General features: G+C 68.6%; 18 protein-coding genes. 2 read left to right on the top strand and 16 right to left on the bottom strand.

Translation table 11 applies throughout. From position 1 onward, the window contains the following. Positions 1 to 2: 2 nt before the first annotated feature. From FBZ89_RS20010 to FBZ89_RS19985, 6 genes are all read right to left on the bottom strand, one after another. Entirely contained in the window at positions 3 to 1250 is a 1248-nt protein-coding gene (locus FBZ89_RS20010) for a histidine-type phosphatase (RefSeq protein ID WP_186457460.1), read from the bottom strand. A gap of 23 nt (positions 1251 to 1273) precedes the next feature. Next, complete coding sequence (locus tag FBZ89_RS20005) at positions 1274 to 2434, bottom strand: hypothetical protein (RefSeq protein ID WP_186457459.1); 1161 nt, start codon at positions 2432 to 2434, stop codon at positions 1274 to 1276. Then, positions 2434 to 5358, bottom strand: coding sequence for a TonB-dependent receptor (locus FBZ89_RS20000; RefSeq protein WP_186457458.1), 2925 nt, complete (start codon positions 5356 to 5358; stop codon positions 2434 to 2436). Before FBZ89_RS20000 ends, FBZ89_RS20005 begins: the two co-directional genes overlap by 1 nt. An 82-nt stretch (positions 5359 to 5440) precedes the next feature. Further along, the gene (locus FBZ89_RS19995) at positions 5441 to 6436 is read right to left on the bottom strand and encodes a FecR family protein (RefSeq protein ID WP_145751610.1); all 996 of its coding nucleotides are present in this window, start codon (positions 6434 to 6436) and stop codon (positions 5441 to 5443) included. After that, positions 6433 to 6981 (bottom strand): RNA polymerase sigma factor, encoded by a 549-nt coding sequence (locus FBZ89_RS19990; protein ID WP_186457457.1) that lies wholly within the window; start codon positions 6979 to 6981, stop codon positions 6433 to 6435. The genes FBZ89_RS19995 and FBZ89_RS19990 overlap by 4 nt, the downstream gene beginning before the upstream one ends. Positions 6982 to 7142: 161 nt before the next feature. Next, on the bottom strand, positions 7143 to 9953 hold the full coding sequence (locus tag FBZ89_RS19985; RefSeq protein ID WP_246172369.1) for a TonB-dependent receptor: 2811 nt from the start codon (positions 9951 to 9953) through the stop codon (positions 7143 to 7145). A 261-nt stretch (positions 9954 to 10214) separates the two neighbouring features. On the opposite strand from FBZ89_RS19985, the gene FBZ89_RS19980 reads away from it, so the two are divergent. After that, complete coding sequence (locus FBZ89_RS19980) at positions 10215 to 10661, top strand: DUF29 domain-containing protein (protein WP_145751608.1); 447 nt, start codon at positions 10215 to 10217, stop codon at positions 10659 to 10661. Positions 10662 to 10698: 37 nt separating this feature from the next. On the opposite strand, the gene FBZ89_RS19975 is transcribed toward FBZ89_RS19980, so the two are convergent. The 5 genes from FBZ89_RS19975 to FBZ89_RS19955 all read right to left on the bottom strand — a co-directional run bounded on the left by FBZ89_RS19975 (position 10699) and on the right by FBZ89_RS19955 (position 19005). After that, positions 10699 to 12747 (bottom strand): hypothetical protein, encoded by a 2049-nt coding sequence (locus FBZ89_RS19975; RefSeq protein WP_145751607.1) that lies wholly within the window; start codon positions 12745 to 12747, stop codon positions 10699 to 10701. A gap of 108 nt (positions 12748 to 12855) precedes the next feature. Continuing rightward, complete coding sequence (locus FBZ89_RS19970; RefSeq protein WP_145751606.1) at positions 12856 to 14361, bottom strand: tryptophan halogenase family protein; 1506 nt, start codon at positions 14359 to 14361, stop codon at positions 12856 to 12858. A gap of 87 nt (positions 14362 to 14448) precedes the next feature. Then, positions 14449 to 17262 carry a TonB-dependent siderophore receptor gene (locus FBZ89_RS19965; RefSeq protein WP_145751605.1) on the bottom strand — a complete coding sequence of 938 codons (2814 nt, stop codon included), beginning with the start codon at positions 17260 to 17262 and terminating at the stop codon, positions 14449 to 14451. A gap of 208 nt (positions 17263 to 17470) precedes the next feature. Continuing rightward, positions 17471 to 18439 (bottom strand): FecR family protein, encoded by a 969-nt coding sequence (locus FBZ89_RS19960; protein WP_145751604.1) that lies wholly within the window; start codon positions 18437 to 18439, stop codon positions 17471 to 17473. Then, positions 18436 to 19005: an RNA polymerase sigma factor gene (locus FBZ89_RS19955; RefSeq protein ID WP_186457456.1), complete on the bottom strand. Its 570-nt coding sequence runs from the start codon at positions 19003 to 19005 to the stop codon at positions 18436 to 18438. The genes FBZ89_RS19960 and FBZ89_RS19955 overlap by 4 nt, the downstream gene beginning before the upstream one ends. A 223-nt stretch (positions 19006 to 19228) precedes the next feature. On the opposite strand from FBZ89_RS19955, the gene abc-f reads away from it, so the two are divergent. Continuing rightward, positions 19229 to 20851, top strand: a complete 1623-nt coding sequence (gene abc-f, locus FBZ89_RS19950) for a ribosomal protection-like ABC-F family protein (RefSeq protein ID WP_145751602.1) — start codon at positions 19229 to 19231, stop codon at positions 20849 to 20851. Here the strand turns inward: abc-f and FBZ89_RS19945 are convergent, their stop codons facing one another. From FBZ89_RS19945 to FBZ89_RS19925, 5 genes are read right to left on the bottom strand one after another with little or no spacing between them, the layout of a single operon-like run. After that, on the bottom strand, positions 20852 to 21850 hold the full coding sequence (locus FBZ89_RS19945) for an FAD:protein FMN transferase (RefSeq protein ID WP_145751601.1): 999 nt from the start codon (positions 21848 to 21850) through the stop codon (positions 20852 to 20854). Next, on the bottom strand, positions 21847 to 22368 hold the full coding sequence (locus FBZ89_RS19940) for a nitrous oxide reductase accessory protein NosL (protein WP_145751600.1): 522 nt from the start codon (positions 22366 to 22368) through the stop codon (positions 21847 to 21849). Before FBZ89_RS19940 ends, FBZ89_RS19945 begins: the two co-directional genes overlap by 4 nt. Next, positions 22368 to 23213: an ABC transporter permease gene (locus tag FBZ89_RS19935; RefSeq protein WP_246172367.1), complete on the bottom strand. Its 846-nt coding sequence runs from the start codon at positions 23211 to 23213 to the stop codon at positions 22368 to 22370. Before FBZ89_RS19935 ends, FBZ89_RS19940 begins: the two co-directional genes overlap by 1 nt. Continuing rightward, positions 23210 to 24163, bottom strand: coding sequence for an ABC transporter ATP-binding protein (locus tag FBZ89_RS19930; RefSeq protein ID WP_145751599.1), 954 nt, complete (start codon positions 24161 to 24163; stop codon positions 23210 to 23212). The genes FBZ89_RS19935 and FBZ89_RS19930 overlap by 4 nt, the downstream gene beginning before the upstream one ends. Further along, on the bottom strand, positions 24160 to 25527 hold the full coding sequence (locus tag FBZ89_RS19925) for a nitrous oxide reductase family maturation protein NosD (RefSeq protein WP_145751598.1): 1368 nt from the start codon (positions 25525 to 25527) through the stop codon (positions 24160 to 24162). Before FBZ89_RS19925 ends, FBZ89_RS19930 begins: the two co-directional genes overlap by 4 nt. Positions 25528 to 25706 lie beyond the last annotated feature (179 nt).

Below are 25706 nucleotides of genomic sequence, written 5' to 3'. Positions count from 1 at the left end.
GATCAGGGGGCGACCGACAGCTTGTCGGCCACGGTCTTCACGGGGCATAGCGCGCCGCAGCCGGGCAGGGGCAGCACGGCGCTCCACGGCGGGCTGGCCAGGCTGAGGGACGCCAGATTGCGCACCTGGTCCGGCGTCTGGGCGACATAGGCGACGCGGACCAGGGCTTGGCCGGTGGCGTCACGCCATAACTCCAGCCGCAGGCCGCCGCCCACGGGCGGGTCATCCTCGCCATAGCCCTGGACCTGGAAGTGCACGTCCAGCAATCCCGCGATGGCGGCGATGTTGTCGTCATGGCCCACCAGCAGGGTGACGGGCGGCTGGCCGGCGCCGGTCAGCGCCTCCACCATGCGCGGCGCCAGGGCCACGGCCTTGCGCGGCGCCATATAGGCGTTGCGGGCGAAGACGTCGAACTGCAGGCCGTGCAGGCGGGAAATCTGCGCCAGCGCGTCGCTCAGGCCCTGGCCCGCGCCGAAGCGGCCCCAGGCAACCTGGTCCGGCGGCATGCCTTCCAGATATTCCAGGATGAAGATCTGCGCCGCGCCGGCGGTCTGGGCCACCGGGCCGCGCAGGTCCACGCCGCGGTTGTCGGCGCTGGGGCTGATGACGGTGCGCTCCTGCACCAGGTCGCAGGCCGGCAAGGTCTTGTCGCAGCCCAGGCCGCGTATGGTGAGCGCGATGGCGGGCACTAGGTAGGTGGACGCGTTGCGCACGTCGCCCATCTCGGGCTCCATGGCCTTTACGGCGGCGGCGGCATCCACGGTGGCGGCACCGGCCTCGAACGGATCGAACAGCGGGTCCAGCGTGCCTGGCGGTTTGTGCCCCACGGGCAGGGAGCAGTCCGGCGCCAAGCCTTGCGCCATGGCCTCACCGGTGCGGATGGTCCGCTCCGCCGAATTGGTCCAGATCGCCACCTGGTTCGCGGCGGGACAGCCCTGGGCCGGCAGCAGGCCGTTGGCGGCCAGCCACTGGCGTTGAAAGGCGCCCATCAGGCTCGCGGCGGCGGCACCATGGGGCGTGAGATGGCTGGGCGCCACCGGCCAGGACGGCCACGGGCCCTGCGCCAGCCCGGGGGCGGCCTCGGTATCCAGGGGCGCCCGCACGCCGTGGCGCACCAGCATGACCACCCGCTCCAGCGTCAGGGGCTGGCCGTTCGCGGCACGAGGTGCCACGGTGGCGTCGGGTGCCGCTTGGGCCGGGGCGGTCGCCAGCATCAGGCCGGCCAGGAGAAAGGGAAGAAGGCGGGTCACGGGCATCTTTCCAGCAGCAGGGGTCAAAACACGCCTTGGGCGCGCAGTTGGGTCAAGGCTTGGGCGAGGGCGTCCAGTCCGCCCTGGGCCGCCAGCGATTGTACACGCGCCGCTCCCAGGCGGCTCAGCACGGCGTGGCGATAGCCCCAGGTGTAGCGGGCGGCGTCGCTGGCATCCACGCCGAAGCGAGGGGCCAATTGGCGCAGCAGGGCGTCGGCATCCTCCACAGCCGGTTCGGCGTAGACCCAATTGTGGTCGGACTGGGCGTGGATCAGGCAGGCGGACCACCAGCGCGGCACGCCGACGATCTCCGTCACGCCGGGCGGGGCCATGCCGGGCAGGGTCAGGTCCCCCGCCTGCGCCGGCGCCAGGTAACCCGCCGCCACCGGATCCACCCGGGCGATGATGGCGGCGGCGCGTAGCCAGTGCACCAGCCGATCGGGCTTGCCCCGCTCCGGCGCCTGGTGGGCGCAGGCCTGGACGATGACCAGGTCGGCCGGCAGGCGGCGGGCCATCGCCTCCGCCAGGCCTAGGATGTGGTGGGCGCCGGTTCGGTAGTCACCATCGGGTCCATGCCCGCCCAGGGATGCCTCGGGCGGCAACCCGCCATCCGGCCGCCAGACGAACAGCAGGGCCTTGGCCCAGTCATGCCATAGCGGCGCGGCGGCGATCAAATCGTCCTGCCCATCCAGGCCGACACCGTCGATGGCCCGGTAGGTGGTGGCGAAATCCTTGGCGCTTTGGGCGTTGAACGCTTCGTGCAGGGGCAGGCCGCCGGGCCAGGAATGGTGGCTGCCGGCATTGCCCCCAGGCGCGGCCGCGAAGGGTTGGGGCAGATGGGGGCAGGGGCCGCCCTCGCCGGGCAAAGCCGGGAACAGTCCATTCACCAAGCCTGCGCCGGGATCGGCCAAGCCCTCGGCCACCAGCCGGTCGGTGATGGCCCGCCTGCCCGCCTGGTCCAGGTTGGCGCGATGGGCCACGCAGGTGGCGGGGTTGAACAGGGCATCCTCGGTCGCGGCCCTGATGACCGGGTCGTGTATGGTGTCGACATCCGCGCGCAAGCGGGCCAGGGCCTCGCGCGTCAGGGCCGAGGCGCCCGCCAGGGCGGCGGCATCGGCCGCCAGCGCGGGCGGGGCCAGCAGCAGAGCGGCCAGGACGGTGGCCAGGCGCAGGGGCATGGTCATCAAAACTCCTGTTGCAGGCTGAGTTCATAGCTGCGGCCGGCGGCGATGGTCTGCACCACGGCGTCGCCGTGACGGCCGACGCTGGTGCGGTAGGCCAGGGCGTCGCCCAGGTTGCGCACCGTCAGCCGCACGGCCAAGCCCCCGCCGGCATCATAGCCGGCGCTGATGTCAAGCCGTCGTGTGGGATGCACCCAGGTATCCAGCCCGCTGCCCGCCAAGGTCGTTCCGCCTCCGGAAACAAAGGCGGTGCCGTAGGATTGCACGTAATCGTCAGCCCAGCGGTAGTCCACGGCCAGATGCAGGGCGTCGCGGTCGTAGCGCAACTGCACCCCGGCCAGCCAGCGGGGCGCATACTGCACCCGCTCCACCGCGTTCAAATCAGGGCTGTTGAGACGCACTGCGGTCGTCTCCCAGCTGAGTGTGCCGGCCAGGTGGAAATCACGCAGCGTGTCGGCCACGGGCGCCAGTCCCTGGTCCACCGACAGCTCCGCGCCGGTCAGCCGGGCGGTGCCGCCGTTGGTGGGCACGCTGAGGCGGACTTGCGCGTCGCTGGTGGGGGACCCCACCGCCAGGCCGCCGCCGGCGTCGTAAAGGTAGTTTTTCAGCCGTTTGTGGAAGAGCGCCAGCTCCAGCCGGCCATTCTCCCCGGTGGTGTGGCCGCCCCAGGTCCAGGCGCCGGACAGGTCGAAATTCAGGCCGTCCACCGCCTTCAGGTCGGGGTTGCCCCGGGTGATGGTGACTACGCCGTCACTGTCCTGAGTGGCGGTGGCATTGCCCGCCAGTTGATAGGGCGACGGCGCGGTCTGGCTGGTCCAGACGGCGGCGCGGTAGGTCGAGCGCTCATCCGGTTGCCAGCGGGCAAGCACGCGGGGCAGCAGGGCGGTGAACCGGCTGTCACTCTCATTCCACCCGTAATGGACGCCGCCCGTGGGCACGCCGTTGTTGCCGGACAGCCAATAGCGGTTGGTCAGGTCGGAGAATTCCGCCCGGAACCCCGGCAGCAGGGTGAGGTCATCCCAGGTCAGCCGCGCTTGGGCATAGGCGGCCACCGTACGTTCCCCGCCGCTCAGCGTGTTGCTGTTCCAGGCATCGGCCGTCCAGGTCGCGGTGCCGTCGCGCTGGCGGTACAACTGCGCCAGCCGATCGGCGTCGATCAGGGGAAATGTGAAATTGTATATGCCAGCCAGAGGGGCGGCCAACGTACCGGCGCGCAAGCCCACGGCAGCGAGGTCGGCCACGCTGGTGCCGGCATCCACCGCGCCCAGCCCGCCCACCAGTTGCCCTTCCTGGTCGCGACGGTAGCTGTCGCGCTGGCTGTCGGTGATCTTCACCCCGGCTTCCAGCGTGGCGTCGGGGGTCACGGCCAGCTTGCCGTCCAGGGCGCCGCCCAGCTTGTCCTGACGGCTGGAGAGGCTGGTGATCTGGCCGCGGTTGGACACGGGCAGGCTTTCCACCCCGTCGGCCATCGCCAGGGCGCCGGATGGCCCCGCCACCACGGGATAGCCGTCCTGATGGCCCAGGCTCAGGCCCTGGTTCACGGTGGTGCCGGTCGGGTTCCAGAACGACAGCTCGATATGCTGCGGCCGGCCGTTCTCCCCCCAGGTGTAGAACAGGCGGGGTGACAGGGTCAGGGCGCCCGTATGCCAGTCGGCGCCCAGCTGGGCCGTGCCCAGGGTGGCGGTGTCAGGGTTGGTCTCGAACCAGTAATGCACCTGGGTCTTGACGCTCCGGTTCTCATAGAGGCCGTTGCCCAGGGCGACGCGGGTGATGAAGCTGGGGTCGCGCCCGCCCTGAAAGCCCATCTGGTAGACCTCCTGGTCGGTGTCGGCCGTGGCCACGGTGACGTGGGCGAAGGCGCGGAAGGCGTCGTTGGGCTGCCAGTCCCCCGCCAGGCTGCCCCCCCAGCGCCGCGTCTCCCCTTCCGAATATTGCACGTTCAGCGAGGTGGCCAGCAGGTTGCGCGCCGGGTCCATGCCGGCCGGCGTCTGTCCGCTGGCATCGACCAGGCGGTATTCGAACTGGGTGGACTGGTAGGACTGCTCCACGCTGGCGAAACGGTTGCGGCCGTAATAGCCGGTGGCGGCCAGGCCCAGGCTGTGGTCGTGGCCGAATTGCCGGGCGATATCCACGGTGGCGAGGCCTCCGCCCGAGGGCCGGCCCAGGCTGGCGGAGCGTTCGTCCAAATTGCCCTGGACCAGCAGGCGGGTATGTTCCCCGCCCTCCAGGGCGGACGCCAGGCGCAGGTCGAACTGGCCCGCGGTGGCGTCGCCGTCGTCGTGGGCGTCTGGCGTCTTGGTCAGTTCCACCCCGTCCATGGCGAGTGGCGGCAGCAGGCTCAGTTGCACGGCGCGGCTGTAGGGCATGCTCTGCGCCACCGACACCCCATCCAGGCGGGTGACGGCGTAGGCGCTGTCCAGCCCACGCACGGCGGCGAACTGGCCTTCGCCCCGCGCCGCCCGGTCGATGCCGCCCAGGTCGCCCTGAAGGGATGTCACCAGCACGTTGACCCCCGCCAGCCGGCCCAGGCTTTCCGCCAGAGTGCGGTCCGCCCCGTTGTGCAGATCCGCCGCGGTCAGGCTGTCGGTCAGGGCGGTGGCGGCAATCTCCGCCGGCGGCACGCCATGGTAGGGGGCCTTGACGATCAGCACCTCGGGCAATTGGCTGGCGGCGGGAGCCACGGCCGGGGTGGGCGACGCCCGTTCCAACTCGATGGCGCCACCGTCGCCCAGGCGATGGCGCAGGTGGCAGCCGGATATCAGGCGGCCCAGCGCCACCTCGAAATCCGTCACGCCCGCCAGCGGGCCGGCGCGGCAGCCGCGCACCAGCTCCGGCCGGAACAACACGTCGCGGCCAGACTGGCGCGCCAGGTCCAACAGCGCGCTACCCAGGGGTTGTTCCGCGATAAAGAAAGCGCTTCCCGCCATAGCGGGCGTCGCCAACAAAGGGAGCACGGCGCAGGACGCCGCCAGGCGGCGCCCCTGGCGGCGTCCGGGCCGGGGCTGGGGCTTACCGCCGGCGCGCAATCCGATAATCCCCATTGGCGTCTTGCCGCCAGGTGATGGGATGCAGACGGGCCAGGGCGGCCAGGAAGCCGGCGATATCGTCGGCGCGATAGCTGCCGCTGACGCGGATGGCGCCCAGGGCGGGGTCGTCCAGGCGCAGGACGATGCCGGTACGCGCCGCCACCTCCGGCACCACCTGGGCCAGGGGCACGTCATCGAACAGCATGCGGCCATCCTGGCGGGCCCTGACCTGGTCCACATTGGCCTTGCCCAGGCGCAGGGGCCCCCAGCCGTCCTGGTCCACCTGCTGCCCGGGTGCCAGGCTGGCCAGCACCCGGCCGCTGTCGCGGTCGCGGACCTCGGCCGCCCCCTCCAGCAGCACGGCGCGCACCTGCCCGCCGTGGGATGAAACGGTGAAGCGCGTGCCCAGGTCGCGCACCTCCAGTGCTCCGGCCATCACGTGGAAGGGGCGTAGCGCCTCATGTGTCACCTGGAACTCCGCCTCGCCCTGGGCCAAGTCCACGCGGCGGCCCAGCGGGTCGATGCGCACATGCAGGTGGGTGGATCCGCCCAGGCGCATGACGGTGCCATCGGACAGGGTCACCTGGGGGTGGTCATGGGCGGCGGTGACGTAGTCGGCCTCGCTGACCGCGCCATTCCACAGCCAGACCAGCGCCAGGGCCAGGACGGCGGCCAGGCCGCCCAGGGGCGGCATCCAGGCGATGGGGCGCCAGGACCGGTGGGGGCGCGTTTTCTCGTTGGCCAGGCGCAGGCCGCGGGCCCGTGTCAGGTCCGGCCGCAGCGCGCCCTTGTCATCGATGGTGCCGCTGGCCGTCCAGGCGCGGGTCACCAGGTCCATGGCGGCGGTGTGCCGGGGGTCGGCGGCCAGCCAGGCGCGAAAGGTCCGCTGGCCCTCCGGCCCCAGCTCTCCCGCCTGTATGCGCCGCATCCAGGCGGCGGCGGTTTCCAACAAGGCTTGATCGTGATCGGTGGAGGTCAACGCGCCGGCTCCACCATCGTCCGGGCAAGGTGGGCCAGGACGCGTTCGATTTGACGAGACACCATTTTGACCTCAAGGCCCAGGCGGCCGGCCACTTCCCGGTGGCTCAGCCCATCAACGCGCACCAGCAGGAAGGCATGCCGTGCCAGGGGGTCGATGTCGCGCAGCGCCGCCTCCAGGCTGGCCAGCTCCTGCCGGACCATGACGGTGTGCTCGGGCGTGGCTGCGCCGTCGTCCGCCAGTTCCGCCACCTCGTCCAGGCCGTCGTGGGCGTCCTGGTGGCGGGCGGCGTTGCGGCGGAAGCGGTCGACCAGCAGGCTGCTGGCCACCCGCAACAGGAAGGCGCGCCAGTTGTCCACGCCCCGGGCGGGGGCGGCGGCCAGGGCGCGCAGATAGACGTCCTGGACATAATCGTCCACGTCCTGCGCTTGGCGCACGCGGCGGGCGAAATAGCCGCGCAGCACGGATTGGTGCGCCTCGAACTCCGCGCCGTCGAACGCCGACGGCGCATCGCTCTTGGCCCTGGCATCGGCCTGATTGTCCATCTTTCCTCTCCGCCGACCAATGGGCGCGGACAAGGTCATAGCGACGGCAGGCTGCAGATTTATGATGGAGGGCTGCGCCATGTGCAGGCTCCGGATGATGGGGACGCGGGGGTGGCAAGGGGGGCGGGACCTCACGGCCCCACCCCCGGTAGCAGGACGGATCAGTAGGTATACTTGACGGTCATCAGCGCGGTGGTGCCGCTATCGACGATGTTCGACAGCGTCAGGCTGTTGTGCCCGATATGCGCCCAATAGGTGTAGTCACCGGTGAGGTTGGAGACGGAGCCATCGACCGCGAAGCCGTTGTCGAACTTGTAGCCCACGTGCAGGTCCAGGCGGTTGGTCGGCCGGACCCACATGTTGTCCCAGCTGCCGCCCTGGCCCAGGTAATCATAATAGGCCAGGTAGGAACCGGTGTAGTTGTAGCCGAGGTCGGCGGAGAAGCCGCCCACGGCGTAGGACAGGGTAGCGTTGGCCAGCCAGCCGGGGGCGTTCTGGATGGGCTGGTCGGCGTCCAGGCCCTTGATGCCGGTATCGACCACCGACCACTGGCGGGTAACGTTGCCGCCGATGCTGAAGCCCGACAGCCAACCGGGCAGGATGGTGTCGAACTTCTGCCGGAACGCCAGCTCGATGCCGTAGACGTCGCCGTCGCCGCCGTTCTTGGGCTGGCTGATGCTGACCAGGTTGCTGGTGGTGCTGAAGGGGTTCACCAGGGTGGAGCCGTTGTCGAACAGGTAGTTCGACAGCCGCTTGTAATAGACGGCGGCCGAGGCCGTGCCGCCCTGGCTGTTGTGCCATTCACCCGACATGTCCAGGTTGGTGGACTCGATGGGCTTCAGGTTGGGGTTGCCCTGGGTGATGGTCTTGACACCCGTGTCGGCGCTGATGGACACGGAGGAGGAGGCGCCCAGCTGCACCAGGGCGGGGCGGGTGTAGGACTGGCTGACGCTGGCGCGGTAGACCGTGTCGTTGTCGGGGCGCCAGTTCACCAGCACGCTGGGCAGCGGCTCGTTGTAGGTGGTGCTGCTGTTTTCCCAATGGCCCACGCTGTTGCCGCTGTTGTCCAGCTGCCAGAAGGTGTTGTGGATGTCGGTGTGCTCGAACCGGATGCCGGGGATGACCTCCACCTGGCCGAACTGCAGGTCGGCCATGACATAGGCCGACGTCACCTGCTCCCGCCCCTTCAGGGTGTTGCAGTTCATGTTGTCGACGTAGTTGCCGTTGCAGGTGTCGAAGCTGCCGGCCGTCTGCAGCTTGTAAAAATAGTCCAGCAGGGCCTGCTGGTTGACCTTGGGCACCGACCAGCTGTAGCGGCCGGGGTAGACGGAGGAATAATAGCCGTTGGCGATGCCCAGGCTGGACCAGGTGCTGTTGGGATAGCCCAGGGCGGAGAAATAGGGGTTGGTCCAGTCGCGGTTGGTGACGGCGCGGTCGCTTTCCACGAACTTCACGCCGGCCTTGATGAAGGACAGCGGGCCGTTGTCGTTCATGTCGTACTGGCCGTCCAGCTTGGCGCCGTACTTGTCCTGATGGCTGCCCTGCTGGGTCAGCTGGCCGGCGCGGCGGGCCCACAGCGCGGTGGCGGCGTTGTTCAGGGCGTCGTACATGCCCGGGCTGAACACCGGCACGGGGTAGCCGTCATTGGTGCCCATGCCGCTGATGCCGCTGGGGAAGCGGGCGTCGCTGCTGTACTGGTCGTTGCGGGCCGACGCCTCGATGTGGTTGGGGCGGTCGTTGTTGGCGGCGCTGAAGAACAGGGTGGGCGTCAGGGTCAGGGCGCCCAGCTTCTTCTCACCGCCCAGCTGCAGGGTGGACAGGTCGGCGCGTTCCGGGTTGGTCTCATACCAGACGGAGGTGCGGTACTTGTCCACGCTCAGGCCGTACAGGCCGTTGGCCAGGGCGTTCCAGCTCTTGTCCGTGCTGATGATCTGGCTCAGCGTGCTGTTCTGCACCGCGTTCTCGCGGGCGAAGGAGCCGCGCAGGAAGACGGCGGTGGTGTCGTCCGGGTGCCAGTCCAGCGACAGGTTGCCGCCGTAGCGTTCGGTGCTGCCGTCCGACACGCCGACGCTGATGCCGGTCTGGCGCAGGTTGGATGCCGGGTCCGTGCCCGCCGGGTTGGTCGAGCCGTTCTTGGCGCTGCTGACGGCGAAGCCCCAGCCGCCGTCGTTGTGGGCGCTGTCGATGCCCGCCATCTCGCTGTTGGTGAAGTAGCGCTTGTCGTAATAGCCGCTGACATAGACGCCGAACTGGCGGTCGCGGCCGAACTGGGTCGCCACCTCGGCGGCGGTGTTGCCGCCCAGGCCGGTCTCGCCATAGTCGCGCGCCCGGCTTTCCAGGCGGGCGCCGCCCTGGATGCTGAAGTGCAGCGGATTGGCGAAGTCGTAGGCCGTGGGCGTGCGGAAGTCGACGGTGCCGGAAATGGCGTCGCCGCTCATGGACGCGTCCAGCGTCTTGTTGACGACGATGGTCTGCAGGCCGGACGGCGGCAGCAGGTCCAGCTGCACGCTGCGACTGTAGGGCAGGCCCTGGGCCACCTCCACGCCGTTCATCAGGTCGACGGCGAATTCGGAGTTCATGCCCCGGATGGCCACCAGCATGCCTTCGCCGCGCGAGGCGCCATCGATGCCGCCGGCCACCGACTGGCCGGTGTTGCTGACGGTCACGCCGGGCAGCAGGCCCAGGGCCTCGGCCACGTTGTGGACGGCGGTGTGCTCCAGCTCCGCCGCCGACATGATGTCGACGGTGTTGGACGAGCGCATCTTGGCGGTGTCGGCCTGGTCGCGGTTGGCGAAGACCAGGATTTCGTCCAGCGTCCCGTCCGTGCTGGCGTCGGGGGTGCCGGCGTCGGCGGCGTTGGGGGCAGGGGTGGCGGGGGCGCTGGCTTCAGCGGCATGGATGGTCGGTGCGGCCAGCAGGGCGCCGGCCATGGCGCCGCACAGCAGGACGTCCTTGAGCATCGTGTGTCGCATAGTCTTCTTTCGGCTCCGTCATGGACGCCCACGACGGGCGCCCTCGGAAAGCCAAGACGCGGCACGCGGCCAGATTCCGGCCTGTCACGGAACTTTAGTAATTTTGGTTTCGTTATTCGCCGCTCCTTCAACCCTTGCACCGAACGGTAAACGCGCTGGGACCTTTGCCTTTGCTTGTGCGATATCATGCAGATCCTCGATCCATCCTGGGCGACGGCTTGTGCTATCCTCAGGCCCAGTCGTTCGAAGGAGGAAGTGCTGATGCCCAAGTCCGGCCTTTATGAGCAGGACTTTTACGCCTGGGCCAATGAGCAGGCGGCCCTGCTGCGCTCCGGCAAGCTGTCGGCGGCAGACATTGAGCACATCGCCGAGGAAATCGAGAGCATGGGCAAAGCCGAGAAGCGTGAACTGTCAAAGCGCCTCGTGGTCTTACTCCTGCATCTCCTGAAATGGCAGTTCCAGCCGGTGCGACGCGGCTCTTCTTGGGAAGCGACGATCCGGGTGCAACGGCGAGACTTGGCCGTTCATCTTCAGGACAACCCCAGCCTGACGGCGAAACTGCCGGAAGCCATTCAGCAGGCTTACGGCAACGCCTTGATCATGGCCGCTGATGAAACCGGCCTGCCGGAGGCAACCTTTCCGGCGGAATGCCCATGGTCATTTGAGCAGATCATGGATCCTGGGTTCTGGCCGGAAACCTCGCACTAGCATCGTATGCCACCAGGTGTTTAAAGCTGGACAGCGATTAGCGCTGTCCCCCGGGCGGCTGCACGGCCAGGAAGACGGTGCTCCACAGCTGAGCGGCGTTGGACTCGTCGGCGTCGTTGCCGGCGGCGCCATAGGGGGCGACGATGTAGTGGCCGTCGCGGTAGTCCCAGGACCACAGTTCGGAGTTCTGCACTCCCTTGGCGGCCTCGATGTCCCGCCACAGCGCGGTCTGCATCCGGGTCAGCTTGGCCCGGGTCGTGGCCGGCAGGTCGGTGCGCGTCAACTGCCGGGCCAAGCCTGCGGCGGTTAGCGCCTGCTGCCAGGACCACACGACGGTGCCATGATAGGCGGTGCGGGGGAACAGGTCCTGCGTTGCCGCCGGCGCGTAGGCCGGGTTGGCCACCAGCATGCCGATGCCGGTCATCAGGCCGGCGGGGAAGGGGCGGTCGGCAGCCTCCACCGCGGCGTCCAGCGCCGCGGGGCTGGGGTGGCCGAACAGCATCTCAAACCCTTCATCCGAGTGCAGGACCGGGACGGGGGTGTCGTCGGCGTTCAGCGACAGGGCGTGGAAGCGCACCGGGCCCTTGGGCAGGGCCGCCAGCGCCGCGTCGGCCGGCACGCCCACCTTGGCGGCATAGGCGGCGACGTCCCGGCGCGCCTCGGCCGGCGCCACCGTCACGTCGAACAGGGCGGGGGCCTTGGCCCGCCACACCTTCGCGAGGTCCGCGGCCTTGGCCAGGTCGGTACGGGCGGCCGCGTCCATCCAGGGGTCCAGCAGCTTGGACTTCAGCAGGGCGTCCGCCGCCTCCAGGGCCGCCGGCACCAGGATGGCATTGACGTCGTAGGGATAGACACCGCCGCCCAGGCCGGTGTTGCTGTCGCGCCATTCGCCGACCCGCTGGCCCGGCTTCAGCCGCACCAGGGTGGTGGTGCCGGGGGCCACGGCGAAGGGGGTGGCCTGGGCCACCACCTGCCGCAGGTTGCGCACCAGGGCCGCCCCCGCCGCCTCGCTTTCCCCATGCCGGCCATCGGGCGCAGCCAGGAATTCGGCGGCCGCCACCCGGCCGCGCGCGTCGTCCAACAGCCAGGCCCCCGCCACCGGCGCCAGCAGGAAATCGCTGTCCACCATCTTGTAGTCATAGACGGGCGCGTCTGACATGCCGCCGTCGGCCTTCAGATGGTCCAGGATGGCGAATTCGCCGATATCCTCCTCATGCGCCACCTCACCGGCCGGCGACAGGCGGGCGAGGACGGAGCGCAAGCCGGCCTGCACGGCATCCGGTTGCAGGGCCGGCATCAACAGCATGACGGACATCAGGGTGTCGCGCCCGAAATAGGTATGGAAGCGCCAGGACCCGGCCAGCAGCTTTTCCCGATAGCTGAGGAAGGTCAGGGCGTCGCGGCTGGCCGGCTGCGCCGCCGCGCCGGCGTTCAGCAACTGGTCGCCGGCCAGCGGGGTCAGCGGCGTCTCACCGGTCAGTGCCGTGACGCGCAGGCCGATGGTGCCGTCGGCACCGGCCTTAAACCCACCGTCCGTCAGCTGGCCGTGGGTCACCGTCACGGTCAGGCGGTAGCCAGCCTTGCCGTCCAGGCGGTCGCGGCTCCAGTCCAGCGTGTCGTTCGTGCGGGTGGGCCGCGCCTGCACCTGGGCGGGCAGGGTGCGCAGGGTTTCATAGTCGCGCAGCACCCGGGTGCTGGACAGCACGCCCTGGCGGGGCAGGGCGCTGTCGGCCTTCAGCGTCGCCTCGAACACCACCCCGCGCAGGGGGCGGCCCTGGGCGTCGGTGGTGGTCACCGGCTGGGGGGGGCCGGTCAGGGTCCAGCTGGCGGTGTCAGCCGTGTCCAGCCACAGGCCGACGCTGCTGTTGCCGGCCGGGAAAGCCACCAGGATGCGCGCGTCCTTGCCGGAACGCAGCAGCAGGTGGGCCGCCACCTCGCCCTGACGCAGGAAGGTGTTGAGGTTCCGCCCCTCCGTCAGGCTGTAGGACAGGGCAGGCTTGGCGGCCGTGTCGGCGAAGCATGCCGGCGCCCAGGCCAGCGTCAGGGCCAGGACAGAGCTGGAGAGCAGGTGCGGAAGGCGCGGCATGGGCGGGTCCTATGAGGCAGGCATGAACCAGGGGCGCGCCGCCCCGGAATTGGGAAGGTGGCAAGCTGGGGCGGCGGCGGGGTGGACGGACGGGAGGAGGGTCAGGGGTCAGGCCGGTCCCATCACGCGGCGGAGATATTCTTCGTGGCTGGGCAGGGTGGCGGCGGCCTTGGCCATCTGGTCGCGCAGGCGCAGCAAGTAGGCCAGGTTCTCGTTGGCCGGCATGGTGTCCAGCAGCGGGTTGTAGTCGGTGGCCCGCAATCCCTGGCCCATCAGCACGGCGAACCAGCTGGCCTCGCGGAACAGTTCGTCGGTCGACAGCACGATGCGGCCGGTGCGGGTGAAGTGGCGTTCCTTCAAGGACAGGCCCTCCGGCACCGCCATGGCCTGGCAGTGGCGCCACAGGGGCTCATCCCGTCCCTGGGTGCGGCTGTAGTGCAGCACCAGGAAGTCGCGCACCGATTCAACGTCGGCGCCATAGACCTGGTTGAACTGACCCGCCGTCTCCTCCGGACAGTCGCGGGTGGGGAACAGGGACAGAAGCTTGGCGATACCGCTCTGGATCAGGTGGATGGAGGTGGATTCCAAGGGCTCCAGGAAGCCGCTGGACAGGCCGATGGCCACCACGTTCTTGACCCAGGACCGCCGCCGCCGCCCGGTCTGGAAGCGGATCAGGCGCGGGTCGGCCAGCGCCTTGCCGTCCAGGTTGGCCATCAGGGTGGCGGCCGCCTCATCGTCGCCCACGAACCGGCTGCTGTAGACGATGCCGTTGCCGGTACGGTGCTGCAGCGGGATGCGCCATTGCCAGCCGAAGGCGTGGGCGGTGGCGCGGGTGTAGGGGGTGGGGTCGGCGACACGCTCGCAAGGGATCGCCAGGGCGCGGTCGCAGGGCAGCCAGTGCGACCAGTCCTCGAACCCGCTGTTCATCACGCCCTCGATCAGCAGGGCGCGCAGGCCGGAACAGTCGATGAACAGGTCGCCCTCCACCACCTCGCCCCGGTGGGTGGTCAGGCGGGTGACGAAGCCGGTCTCCGGGTCCTGCTCGATCCGCTCCACCTTGCCTTCGATCCGCTTCACCCCGCGCGCCTCGGACAGGCGGCGCAGATGGGCGGCGTAGAGCCCGGCGTCGAAGTGGTAGGCATAACCCAGGGTGGAGAAAAGGGAATTGGGGTCGGGGGCGGGCGGGCCGAACCTGTTCGCCCTGGCCGCCAGCGTGGCCAGGGAATAATCCTGGTGGCCGTGGGGGAAGCCACCCAGGTTGGCGCGAATCCAGCGGTGAAAGAACATCTGCGCGTCGGCCGGCCCGCCATAGCGGCCGAAGGGATGGAAATAACGACTATCGCCGCCATTCCAGCCGACGAACTCGATGCCCAGCTTGAAGGTGGCCTTGGTCTCGCGCAGGAATTGCGCCTCATCCAGGTCGATCAGGCGATTGAACCAGTGGATGGTGGGAATGGTGGCCTCCCCCACGCCGATGATGCCGATCTCATCGGACTCGATCAGCGTCACCTCGAACTGCGGCGGGGTGTTGACCTTGGCCAGCGCTGCCGCCGTCATCCATCCGGCGGTGCCGCCGCCCAGGATGACGACCTTCCGGATCCGGCGATCTGACACGGTTTCGCTCTCCTTCAGGGAAAAAAGCGGGCGGCGGGCCCCGAGACTGATCCGCCGCCCAGGGGAGGAAGGGGGGAGGAAGCGGGATCAGAACTTCGCGGTCAGCGACACCATGGCGTTCGGGCCGACGATGCCACGGCCATAGAAGTAGCCGTTCACGACCTGCTGGGTGAAGCCCTGGCGGGGGTTGCCCTCCGTCAGGCCCAGCTCATCCGTCACGTTGTCGACGCTGACGTTCAGCGTCATGGCCGGCGTGATGTTGTAGATGGCACCGATGGTCACGACGCCGTAGCCGGGCAGCTCCACCTGGTTGCCGTTGTCGGCGAAGATGCGGCCGACATATTTGTAGCGCAGGTAAATCTGGCCCTTGTTGTTGGGCAGGTTGTACTCCGGCGTGACGGCGTACAGGATCTTCGGGGTGCGGCCCGGGATCTTGCCATTGTAGAAGGCGGCCACCTGCGGCGCGATGTTGGTGCCGTTGACGTCGATGAAGCCGACCTTGACGTTGCTGAACGTCGGGTCCTGGTAGGTGGCCTGGGCGTGCACGCCGAAGGCGCTCAGCGGCTCGTACTGCGGGCGGTAGTACAGGTCGACATCGACGCCGTTGGTCTCGGAATCGGCGAAGAAGCCTTGGTTCAGGTTGGGATCGGCCGGATTGACGCCGCCGCCCCAGGTCTGGTTCTTGAACTCGGTACGGAAGCCGCGGACGGTGCCGGTCAGGCCATAGTCGGAATAGGTGACGCCACCTTCGTACAGGGACAGGGCGGCCGCCTGCGGGTTGGTGCCCTGGGTTTGGTAGGCGTGGGCGTAGCGGGCGTAGACCGACAGGTTCTGGGCGATGGTGTAGTTCACGCCGGCGGTGACGTGCACCGGCGACTCATGGCCCGAGGTGTAGCTGTAGGTGCCGTTGAACGCGTTCGGGTTCACCTGCACGATGCCGCCCACGCCCGCCGGGATGGGCTGGGGCGAGCTGTTGCCCGCCACGCCGTCGGTGTCCTCGCGCTCATAGCGCACGCCGAAGTCGAAGTGCAGGTCCTGGTTCCAGGCGAATTCGTCGTTCACGTAGACCGACTTCGACGTCTGGTGGGTGGCGCTGATGCCAGCGCCCCAGTTGCCGTAGGAGATCAGGCCGTTGTTGCCCAGCGTGCCCAGCACGTTGCCGGCGCTGTTCATGGCCACGATGTCATAGATGTTGGACTGGTTCTTCACGTCGTTGATGACGGTGGAGACGCCGGACTGGTCGTTGGCGATGTCGGTAGCGTAGATCATGCCGCCCACGGTCAGGCTGTTGGTCCAGCCGTCGCCCGAGGTGTCCCACTTGGCGCCGAAATCGCTGCCCCAGTCGCGCAACTTCACCAGCTGGCGGTTCAGCACGGTCTGCTGTAGCAGGCCGTTGCCGTTAAGCGCGTTCAGGGCGGCGGCGTTGGACGCCGCGGTGACCTGGCCGTTGGTCAGGTTGCGGATGCCGAACTGCGTGGTGCCGGGGAAGGCGGCCAAGCCGGACTGCAGCAGGTCGTAGATGGGCGAGGCGCTGGTGGGTGCCAGGTAGGTGAGGGCCGAGGCCAGGCCGCCGTTGCCGGTGCCGCTGCCGGCGAACACGCCGTTGAAGTCCCAATCCGTCTCGGTATAGCGGCCGCGGGCGAAGAGGGAGATGCCGTGGTCGAACTCACGCTCCCCATCCACGCGGAACTGGTGGCCGGTGGCGTGGATGCCGTCCTGCATGCTGAAATTGCGGAAGCACTGGCCGTTGGCGTAGCAGGAATCCGGCACGCTGACGTTGGCGAAGCCCTTGCCGATGATGTTGCCGAACTGCGTGTCCAGGCCCGGCACGCTGGAAATCGTGCCGTTGTTGTAGGCGTAGGGCTGGTCGGCGTAGTAGGGGTCGTGCTCGTCCCAGTCCTTGACGGTAAAGCGGATCCAGCCGTCCTCGAACTTGTGCTCCAGCTGGCCCTTGATGTGATAGGTCTCGTACCGGAAGGGCGAGCTGCGCACACCCGGCGTGCTGTCGTAATAGCCGGAGATGGCGAAGGCGGTGTCCTTCAGGTCCGGGATGGGGGACGAGAACCACAGGTCGCCGCGCCGGTCGCCATAGGTGGTGCCGGTGATGCGGGCGATGCCGCCGGCCTCGTCGAAGTTCAGCTTGCGCGAGATGAAGTTGATGGACGCGCCGGCGGCGTTGGGCGTCAGGATGCCGGAGCTGCCGCCCTGCAGCGCCTCGACCCGGTCGATCGAGATGTCGTTCTGGAAAACCTCGTCATCGTTCAGGCCGCCATAGATGGCGGGCATGCCATCCTCGATCAGGCGGACGAACTGCTGGCTGCCACCGGGCAGGCCGCGCACCGAGTAGTTGTTGGACACGGGGCCGGCCGTGCCCTCGACGAAGATGCCGGGGATCATCTCCAGCACATCGACGGTGCTGCGCGGCGCCTTCTGGGCCAGATCGGCCTCGTTCACCGCGGTGATGGCGACGGAGGCGTTCAGCAGGTTGCGCTTGGAGCGCAAGCCGGTGACGATGATTTCCTGCAGGTCGGGCGCGCCGCCCATCTGCACGGTGTCGTCGGCACCGGTCGTGGTGGCGGGCGTGGCCTGGGCCACCTGGGTCTGGGCCGCGGCCCCCTCGGTGGCGCCCCCCTGGGCGGCGGCATTACGCAGGGCCGGGGTCGCCGTGGCGGCGCGGTCGGCCTTGCGGCTGACCACGGCGGCGCCCGAGGGGTCGCGGTGCACGGTCAGGCCGGTGTTGGCCAGAATGCTGTCCAGCGCCTGCTGGGCCGACAGGTGACCCTGGGCACCCTTGGTGCTGATGCCGGCGACGTCGTCGGCCTTGTAGATCAGTTGCGAGCCGGTCTGGCGAATATAGCTTTCCAGCGCGGCGCGCAGATCACCAGCCGGGATGTCAATCATCGTTTCGGCGGCTGATGCCAAAGTGATCGCGCGCGAAGGTTGCGGCACCGCCATGGATTCAGCGGCTTGCGTTAGTGCTGGCCAGCAGACCGTCGTCAGAAGGGCGGCGGAAAGGGCGTGACGGATATTGGGGGTTGGCACGATTTCTCCCTCATTTCTGGATTGTTGTATTTGGCTATGACGAAGGACCGTGCCGGATCCCCTATTCTCAATTTGAAATTCTTATTTCCCTGCCGTCGTCGATTACCTTCAGGCCGAAACCGCTGTGCAGCAGGCGGGCGAAAGCGTCGATATTGGTGGCCTCGAAACTGCCACCGATGCGGATATCGCCCATGGGGCCCTCGGCCGGCACCACCAGCTGTTTGCGGTTGTAGCGGTTGAACTCCGCCGCCACCTCGCGCAAGGGACGGTCGGTGAAGACCAGCGTCCCGTGGCGCCAACCCAGGGCGTCCCGCACCTGTTCCTCACTACGCGGACTTTTCCGGATGGCCTTGGGCTGCGCCACCGCCGCGCTCAGCTGGGTCACCAGCGTGGGAGCCACATCGTTGGGATGGGCCATATCCTCAACCACGACGGCGCCTTCGGCCACCACCACCTCCAGCCTGTCGCCGTCACGGCGGACGGAGAACTTGGTGCCGACGTCGACGATGCGCAGGTCGCCGCTGATGACGACGAAGGGGTGCTTGTCGTCGTGCACCACCTCGAAGAAGGCCTCACCCTTGTCCAGTCGCACCTCGCGCGTCGTCTGATCGACGGAGGCCCTCAAGCGCGTGTCGGTGTTCAGCTCGATCTGCGATCCGTCCTGCAAGTGGGCGGTGTAACGATCGCCGACGCCGGTGCTGAACTTCTGCCCGGCGGCGAAGGGCCAGTCATCCAAGGCGGGAATGATGACGACCAGGGCCACCGCCGCGGCGACGGCCATCGCGGGCGCCCAGCGGCGCCACGGCCCGCGCGCCACGCTGGCGCGCGGCGGGGGCAGGACGGGGGCCTGGCGGGTGACGCGCAGCTGGTCGGCCCGCTGCCATGCCGCCTCCAGCCGCAGGTAGGTCACGCGATGGCGGGTGGAGGTGGCGATCCAGGCGTCGAACCCGGCCTTGGCCGCCGCGTCCAGGGGGCCGGCATCCTGGCGGGCCAGCCAGCGTGCCGCCTGTTCCTCGATGGGATCATGCTCCATCATGGCTGCCCCACCTTGCGCGGCCGCCGGCCGAAGCGGCCGGTCACGGGTTCGGGGACGATGTCGATCATGGCGTCGGCGATCAGGCGCACGCCCTTGGCCACCTGCTGCTCCACCGTGCTTTCGCTGATGCCCATGCGGCGGGCCACGTCGCGCTGCGGCAGGCCGTGCACCTTGCGCAGCAGCGTCACTTCGCGGCAGCGCGGCGGCAGGCGGTTGATGGCGGCCTGCAGCAGCCGCATGGCCTCGCGGCCGACGGCGCTTTGTTCCGGGTTGGGCACGGTATCGGCCACGTCCAGGTCCTCAAGATCGATGACCGTCTCGATGGAGACCACCTGCGCGCGGCGGGCGCGATCGATCAGCAGGTTGCGGGCGGTCATGAACAGGAAGGGCTTGGTCATCTCAGGGATCGCCACGGTCGCCGCCTCGTAGACGCGGGTGTAGATTTCCTGCCGAAGATCGGGGATCTCGGATACCTCCCGCCATTTGCGGCGCAGATAGCCGGTCAGCGCCGCCTCCAAGGGTAGGACTTCCTCCACAAACCATAGATCCACCGCACTTCTGTTCACCGGACGTCCTTCCTCCCTTTGGCTTTTCGCGCGCACACGGCGCCCTTTCCCTGGATGACGAACGGGCGCCAAAAATCCCTTATGGGCAATGGGAAAAATTTTCGGAGCCAGGATGTGCGGGGGCGCAGCCCCCATCGCTGGACCGGTATGCCGATCCGGACACTATCGCGTTGCGCATCCTGTGGCATAAGGGGGCCATCCCCGCCTTCGGAAACCGGTCCCCATGATCCGCCTCGAAAACATCAGCAAGCACAACGGCCACCGCATCCTGTTCATGGAGACGTCCGCTGCCTTGAACCGGGGTGAGAAGGTGGGCCTGGTCGGTCCCAACGGCGCCGGCAAGACCACCCTGTTCCGCATGATCACGGGCGAGGAACTGCCGGACACCGGCCAGGTGTCGGTGGAGAAGCAGATCACCATAGGCTACTTCAACCAGGACGTGGGCGAGATGTCCGGCCGCAGCGCGGTGGCGGAGGTGATGGACGGCGCCGGCCCGGTCAGCGAGGTGGCCAAGGAGATGGCTGTCCTGGAGGCCGCCATGTCCGACCCCGACCAAGCCGACCGCATGGATGAGATCATCGAGCGCTATGGCGAGGTGCAGGCGCGCTTCGACGAACTGGGCGGCTATGAGCTGGAAGGCAAGGCGCGTGAGGTGCTGGCCGGCCTCAGTTTCAGCCAGGAGATGATGGACAAGGACGTCGGCATGCTGTCCGGCGGCTGGAAGATGCGCGTGGCCCTGGCCCGCATCCTGCTGATGAAGCCCGACGCCATGTTGCTGGACGAACCCAGCAACCACCTGGACCTGGAAAGCCTGATCTGGCTGGAGGGTTTCCTGAAGGGTTACGACGGCGCCCTGCTGATGACCTCCCATGACCGGGAGTTCATGAACCGGATCGTCACCAAGATCATCGAGATCGATGGCGGGTCGCTGACCAGCTATTCCGGTGACTATGGGTTCTATGAGCAGCAGCGGGCGCTGAACGAACGCCAGCAGCAGGCGCAGTTCGAGCGCCAGCAGGCCATGCTGGCGAAGGAGCTGAAGTTCATCGAGCGGTTCAAGGCCCGCGCCTCGCACGCCAGCCAGGTGCAGAGCCGCGTGAAGAAGCTGGACAAGATCGACCGGGTCGAGCCGCCGAAGCGCCGCCAGATCGTGACCTTCGAGTTTCCGCCGGCCCCGCGCTCGGGCGACGACGTGGCGGTACTGAAGAATGTGCACAAGGGCTACGGCAGCCGCACCATCTATAAGGGTTTTGACCTCACCATCCGCCGCAAGGAGCGCTGGTGCGTCATGGGCGTCAACGGCGCGGGCAAGTCCACTCTGCTGAAGCTGATCGCCGGCGCCGACCAGCCGGACTCCGGCACCGTCACGGTCGGCGGCAGCGTCAAGATGGGCTATTTCTCCCAGCACGCCATGGAACTGCTGGATGGTGAGCAGACGGTGTTCGAGGCCTTGGAGGCCAAGTTCCCCCAGGCGGGCCAGGGCTCGCTGCGGGCGCTGGCCGGCTGCTTCGGTTTCTCCGGTGACGACGTGGAAAAGCGCTGCCGCGTCCTGTCGGGCGGGGAGAAGGCCCGGCTGGTGATGGCCATGATGCTGTACAACCCGCCCAATTTCCTGGTGCTGGACGAGCCGACCAACCACCTGGACCTCGACACCAAGCAGATGCTGATCACGGCGCTGGCGGCGTATGAGGGCACCATGCTGTTCGTGTCGCACGACCGCCACTTCCTGGCCACGCTGTCCAACCGCGTGCTGGAACTGACGCCGGAGGGCATCCACCAGTACGGCGGCGGCTACACCGAATACGTGGCCAGCACCGGGCAGGAGGCCCCCGGCCTGCACAGCTGATCAGGCCAGCGCCACGATGGTGCCGTTGGTGTGCGAGCGCCAGGCCTGGCAGTCCGGCAGTTGGGCCAGCACCCGTTTGACACCTTCTGGCGGCATGATGCTGAAGGCGGTGGATAGGGCATCGGCCAGGGTGGCGGTGGGGGCGCGCACGCTGATGCTCATGCTGGGGTCGCTGCACGTCCCCGTAGCCGGGTCGAACAGGTGGTTGAAGCGGCCCGTGGGGTCGAACGGCGTGCCGTAGGCGCCGGAGGTGGACAGGGCCTGGTCCACCAGGGGCAGGGTCAGCAAGGTGCGCTCACCTTCGCCCGGCACTTTGATCCCGGCGGTCCAGGGCCGGCCGGCGGGGTGGTGGCCCACCGCCCGTATCTCCCCCATGTCCACCAGGGTGTGGGCGACACCCCGCGCCTTCAGCAGGGCTATCACCCGGTCGGTGACATACCCCTGGGCGATGCCGTTCAAGGTCAGCGCCATGCCGGGGCGACTCAGGGCCACCCGGTCCGCCGTTACCGACACGTGGGCGTGCCCGACAGAGGCCAGGGCACGGCGCAAGGCCGCCACTGGCGGGCCGGCCGGTTCGGCGCCGGGCTTGCCAAAATGATCGGCGTATAGCGTCCATAGCGGCTGCACCGTGGGGTCGAAGGCGCCATTGGTCAGCCGGGCGATGGACAGCGCCTCCGCCAGCAGGGCCACCAAGTCGGACGGCGGGTCGGCCAGCACGCCGTCGCGGTTCAGTCGGTTCAGCAGGCTGTCCGACCGATACAGGCTGAACATGCCCTCCAGCCGCGCCACCTCCGCCAGGCTCGCCTGGATCAGGGTATCCGCCTCGGCCGGGTCGGGGTGGTTGATGACCAGCTGGGCATCGGCGCCCAGCGCCACGCCGGACCAGCGGCGCAGGGGGGATGGCGTCTCGGCCGCCAGCGTGCCGCGCAGGCCCAGCAGGGGCAGGCCAGCGGTGGCGGCCAGGATGGTCAGGACACGGCGGCGGGAGGGCATGCTCATGACGCGCCACTCCGGTCGCCCTCGTTGAACACCTTGTCCTTGGGGATGTCGGCATAGCGCATGACGGTGCCCTGGTGCGCCGCCGCGAAGGCCTGCGCCGCCGCTTCGCTGCCGAAGGGAAACAGCTCACCACCGCCCATGGCGCCCTGCTCGGCGCTGCCCACCACGTAGAAGGCGGTACGGGCGTCGATCCAGCTGCCGGCCGGCGGATGGTGCTGGTCGTCGCTCATCAGCTCCATCGCCGTCACGTAGATGGCGGCGATGTCCTTGGGCTCCTCCGGCAGCAGGGTATAGGCCACCGTGTCGCGGACGGAGGCGAACCACACCGGCATGGGATCGCCCTTCAGCAGGACCTGACCCTTGGGGCCGCCGTGTTCCGTCACGGCCATGTTGCAGAAATGGGCGAGGTCGGCGTCGGTCAGGCTGTGCGGTGCGGGGATGGCCGCGACCTCCGCCTTGGGTTTGCACCCGCCAATGGCCAGGATGGCCAGCACGGCGATAAGGTAAGGGGCGCGCATCAGATTTGCCTCCGGGAGAAGATGAGGGCGGCGGCGCCCAGGGGTAGGGCGGTCCAGCCGGCCAGAACGGCGAGAAGGGTGACGGGACCCAGGTGGATCTGGCCGGCGATGCCGGCCATGCCGGCGAATTGGCTGACCTGGGCGGTGCCCGTCAGATTGAACAGGCGGAAGGCATCGGCCGGGTTGGCCAGTATCAGCCAGTTCAGCAGGCCCACGGTGACGGTCTTGCCCTGGTCCGCCACCAGGACGCCCAGCAGGGCCATGTCGAACACCAGCACGAACACCAGCCACAGGCCGATGGCGATGCCGCCGGCAGCGCCCCGGTCGCGCACGAGGGCGCTGACCAGATAGCCCAGGGCGATGAACACGGCGCCCAGCAGGATGCTGGACCCGATCAGCCCGGCGAAGGCGCGCCAGCCCTCCGGCCCCGTGTCGGCGCCAGTGGCCACCAGGGCGGCCCCGGCCGCGCCATATCCCACCAGGGTGGCGAAGGCCAGCGAGGCGAGGTGGCCCAGGAACTTGCCCAGCACCACCTGGCCCCGCGACACGGGGTAGGAGAGCAGCAGGCTCATGGTGCCGCGGTCGACCTCGCCCACGATGGCATCGAAGGACAGCAGCAGGGCGATCAACGGCACCAGGAAGATGGTCAGGCTGGACAGGCTGACCACCACCACGTCCAGGGCGCCCACGCCCACGGTGCCGGTGGGCACGCTGCCCAGAAAGGTGAGGCTGAGCGCCAAAGTGGCCATCAGCAAGGTGGCGGCGACAACCCATCGGTTGCGCAGGCCGTCACGGATTTCCTTGCCGGCCAGGATGAGGGGTATGGTCATGAGGGGAATGCTCATGTGGCCTGCTCCCGGCGCAGGAAATGGGCGTAAAGCTCGTCCAGGCTGGGCTCCACCACCGAGATGTCGGCCAGGGGCAGGCCGGTCAGGCGGCGCAGCACGGCCACCTTGTCGCCGCCGGCGCACAAGCATTCCACCGCGTGGCCGTTGGTTGAAACCTGGCCCAGCGTCCCGAGGGCATCCGCCACCGCGCCCGCCGGGGCCCCCGTGGCCTGGATGCGCACCGGCAGATCGGCCAGGTGGCGCAGGTTGGCCAGGGTGCCGTCGGCGATCTTGACGCCCCGGTTCATGACGATGATGCGGTCGGTCCGGCCCTCCAGTTCCGTCAGCGCGTGCGAGGACAACAGGACGGTCACGCCGGCGGTGCGCAGTTCCTGCACGATCTCGTAGAACACCTGGCGCAGGGCCGGATCCAGGCCGGTGGTCGGCTCATCCAGGAACAGCACCTTGGGCTGCCCCAGCAGCGCCTGGGCCAGGCCCAGGCGCTGGCGCATGCCCTTGGAATAGGTGCCGACGCGGCGGCGCGCCGCCTCCGCCTCCAGCCCGACGCGGGCCAGCAGGTCGGTGTTGCCGGCGCGGGCCACGCCCTTCAGCCGGGCGTAGAAGTCCAACGTCTCCCGCCCGGTGAGGGAGGGGTGGAAGGCCAGGTTTTCCGGCAGGTAGCCCACGGCCCGGCGCAGGCGGGCGGCATGCGCCCCGGCCGGATCCTCGCCCAGCAGACGCACCTGTCCGTGGGTGGGCCGGATCAGGCCCAGCATCAGCTTGATCAGCGTGCTCTTGCCGGCGCCGTTGTGGCCGACCAGGGCCACGCATTGGCCCGGGTCCAGGTGCAGGCTGACCTCGGTCAAGGCGGCGCGGGCGCCGTAAATCTTCGTGACCTGGTCGATGACGACCGAGGCGCTGGTGGGGGAAGCGCTGGTGGGGGAAGCGTTCACGGGGTGGGCGCTCATGGCTGGGCACTCGCGATGGCGGGGGGCGGCTTCATCAGGGGCGCGCTGTCGACCACCCCGCCGGGATGCAATGCCGGGAACTGGGCCTGGGCCCAACGGATCACCTGGATGGCCGGGCTGTTCAGCAGCAGTTTGGCGGCTGGGAAGCGCCAGACGACGCGGTCGACCATGTCGTTCGGGCGGTAGGCCTCATCGGCGATGCCGTCGCCGTTCAGGTCGAAGGCGGGGTTGTCGCTCCAGTAATTGCCCCGGCCATGGTCGGACCAATTCAGCGAGCGGGTGCCGACATACATGACCTGGGTGCGATTGCCGATGAAGGCGTTGCCGGTCAGGGTGTTGCGCTCCGCCCCCGCGGTGAAGTGGATGCCAATGTCGCAGCCGTCGAAGCGGTTGTCGGCGATCCGGTTCTTGTTGGCGTTGTAGACGAAGACGCACTTGGCCGTGCCGGCACGCAAGCCGCCCTCGCTTCCCGTCACCCGGGGCATCATGGCGCCGTCGCCGGCGTCGCCCCCGGACGGGCGGCCTGACTGCGGCAGCAGGAAGCGCCCCGTCACCCGGTTGCCGATGATGGTGGAGGCGTTGGCGTAGTTCAGCAGCAGGCCGTAGTCATTGTCGCCCATGGACTGGTTGTCCCGCACCTCCAGACGGTCGGAGAACATGAGGGCGAAGCCGATGTCGTTGCCCACCGACACGTTGTCCAGGATGCGGCTGTCGTTGGTGTACATATAGTGGATGGCGAAACGGACGCCTTCCATGCGGTTGCCCTGGAACAGGTCCTGGCGGCTGGCGTTGGCGAAGATGCCGTCACGGCCGCCGGTGATGCGGTTCTTCACGATGCGGGCACCGGGGGCGTTCCACACGGTGATACCGTTGCCACGCTGGCTCATGGGCAGATCGATGCGGCCGGCGATGTCATTACCCTCCACCGTGGCGTCATGGGGGCCTTGGACATAGACGCCGTAGAGGTTGCCGGTCAGCCGGTTATCGATGATCCGTGCGCCCGTGGCCGTGGGTTGCAGCAGCACACCGGCATCCATGGTGTGCTGTTCGACGCCCGATCCTGTCAGGGTTAGGCCGCGCACCGTCACCTCCGGCGCCGTTACGATCAGGGCGCTGCCCGTGCCGCCGGCGTCCACGGTGGCGGCATGGCCGGGCGGCCCTTCCAGGGTCAGCGGCTTGTCGATGGTGACACCGCCCTGGTGGATGCCCGGCGCCAGGCGCAGGACATCCCCGGGGGTGGCGGCCGCCACCGCGCGGGCCAGCCCGTTCCCGCCGGCGGGCACCTCGCGCACGTCGGCGTGCGCGGTCGGGGCCCACGGGCAAGCCAGCAGCAGGACCAGTATCACGGTGGCGGCTGCGCGCATGGCGGTCAGGCCTTGGCCGGATGGACCAGCATGCGGCCCACCATTTCCATGTGCAGGGCATGGCAGAACCACTGGCAGTAATACCATGTGTGGACGGCCCCGCCGAAACAAGGTGTTGGCGTAAGATTTTGTTTGGGTTGAAAGCGGTCATGTGTCCGGCCTTTGTGCGCGGTCGACAG

It is taken from the genome of Nitrospirillum amazonense (genome assembly GCF_007828045.1).
Classification (GTDB): domain Bacteria; phylum Pseudomonadota; class Alphaproteobacteria; order Azospirillales; family Azospirillaceae; genus Nitrospirillum; species Nitrospirillum amazonense_C.
Note: the sequence above shows the minus strand (reverse complement) of the source record. Positions and strands in the feature narration are given on the sequence as shown.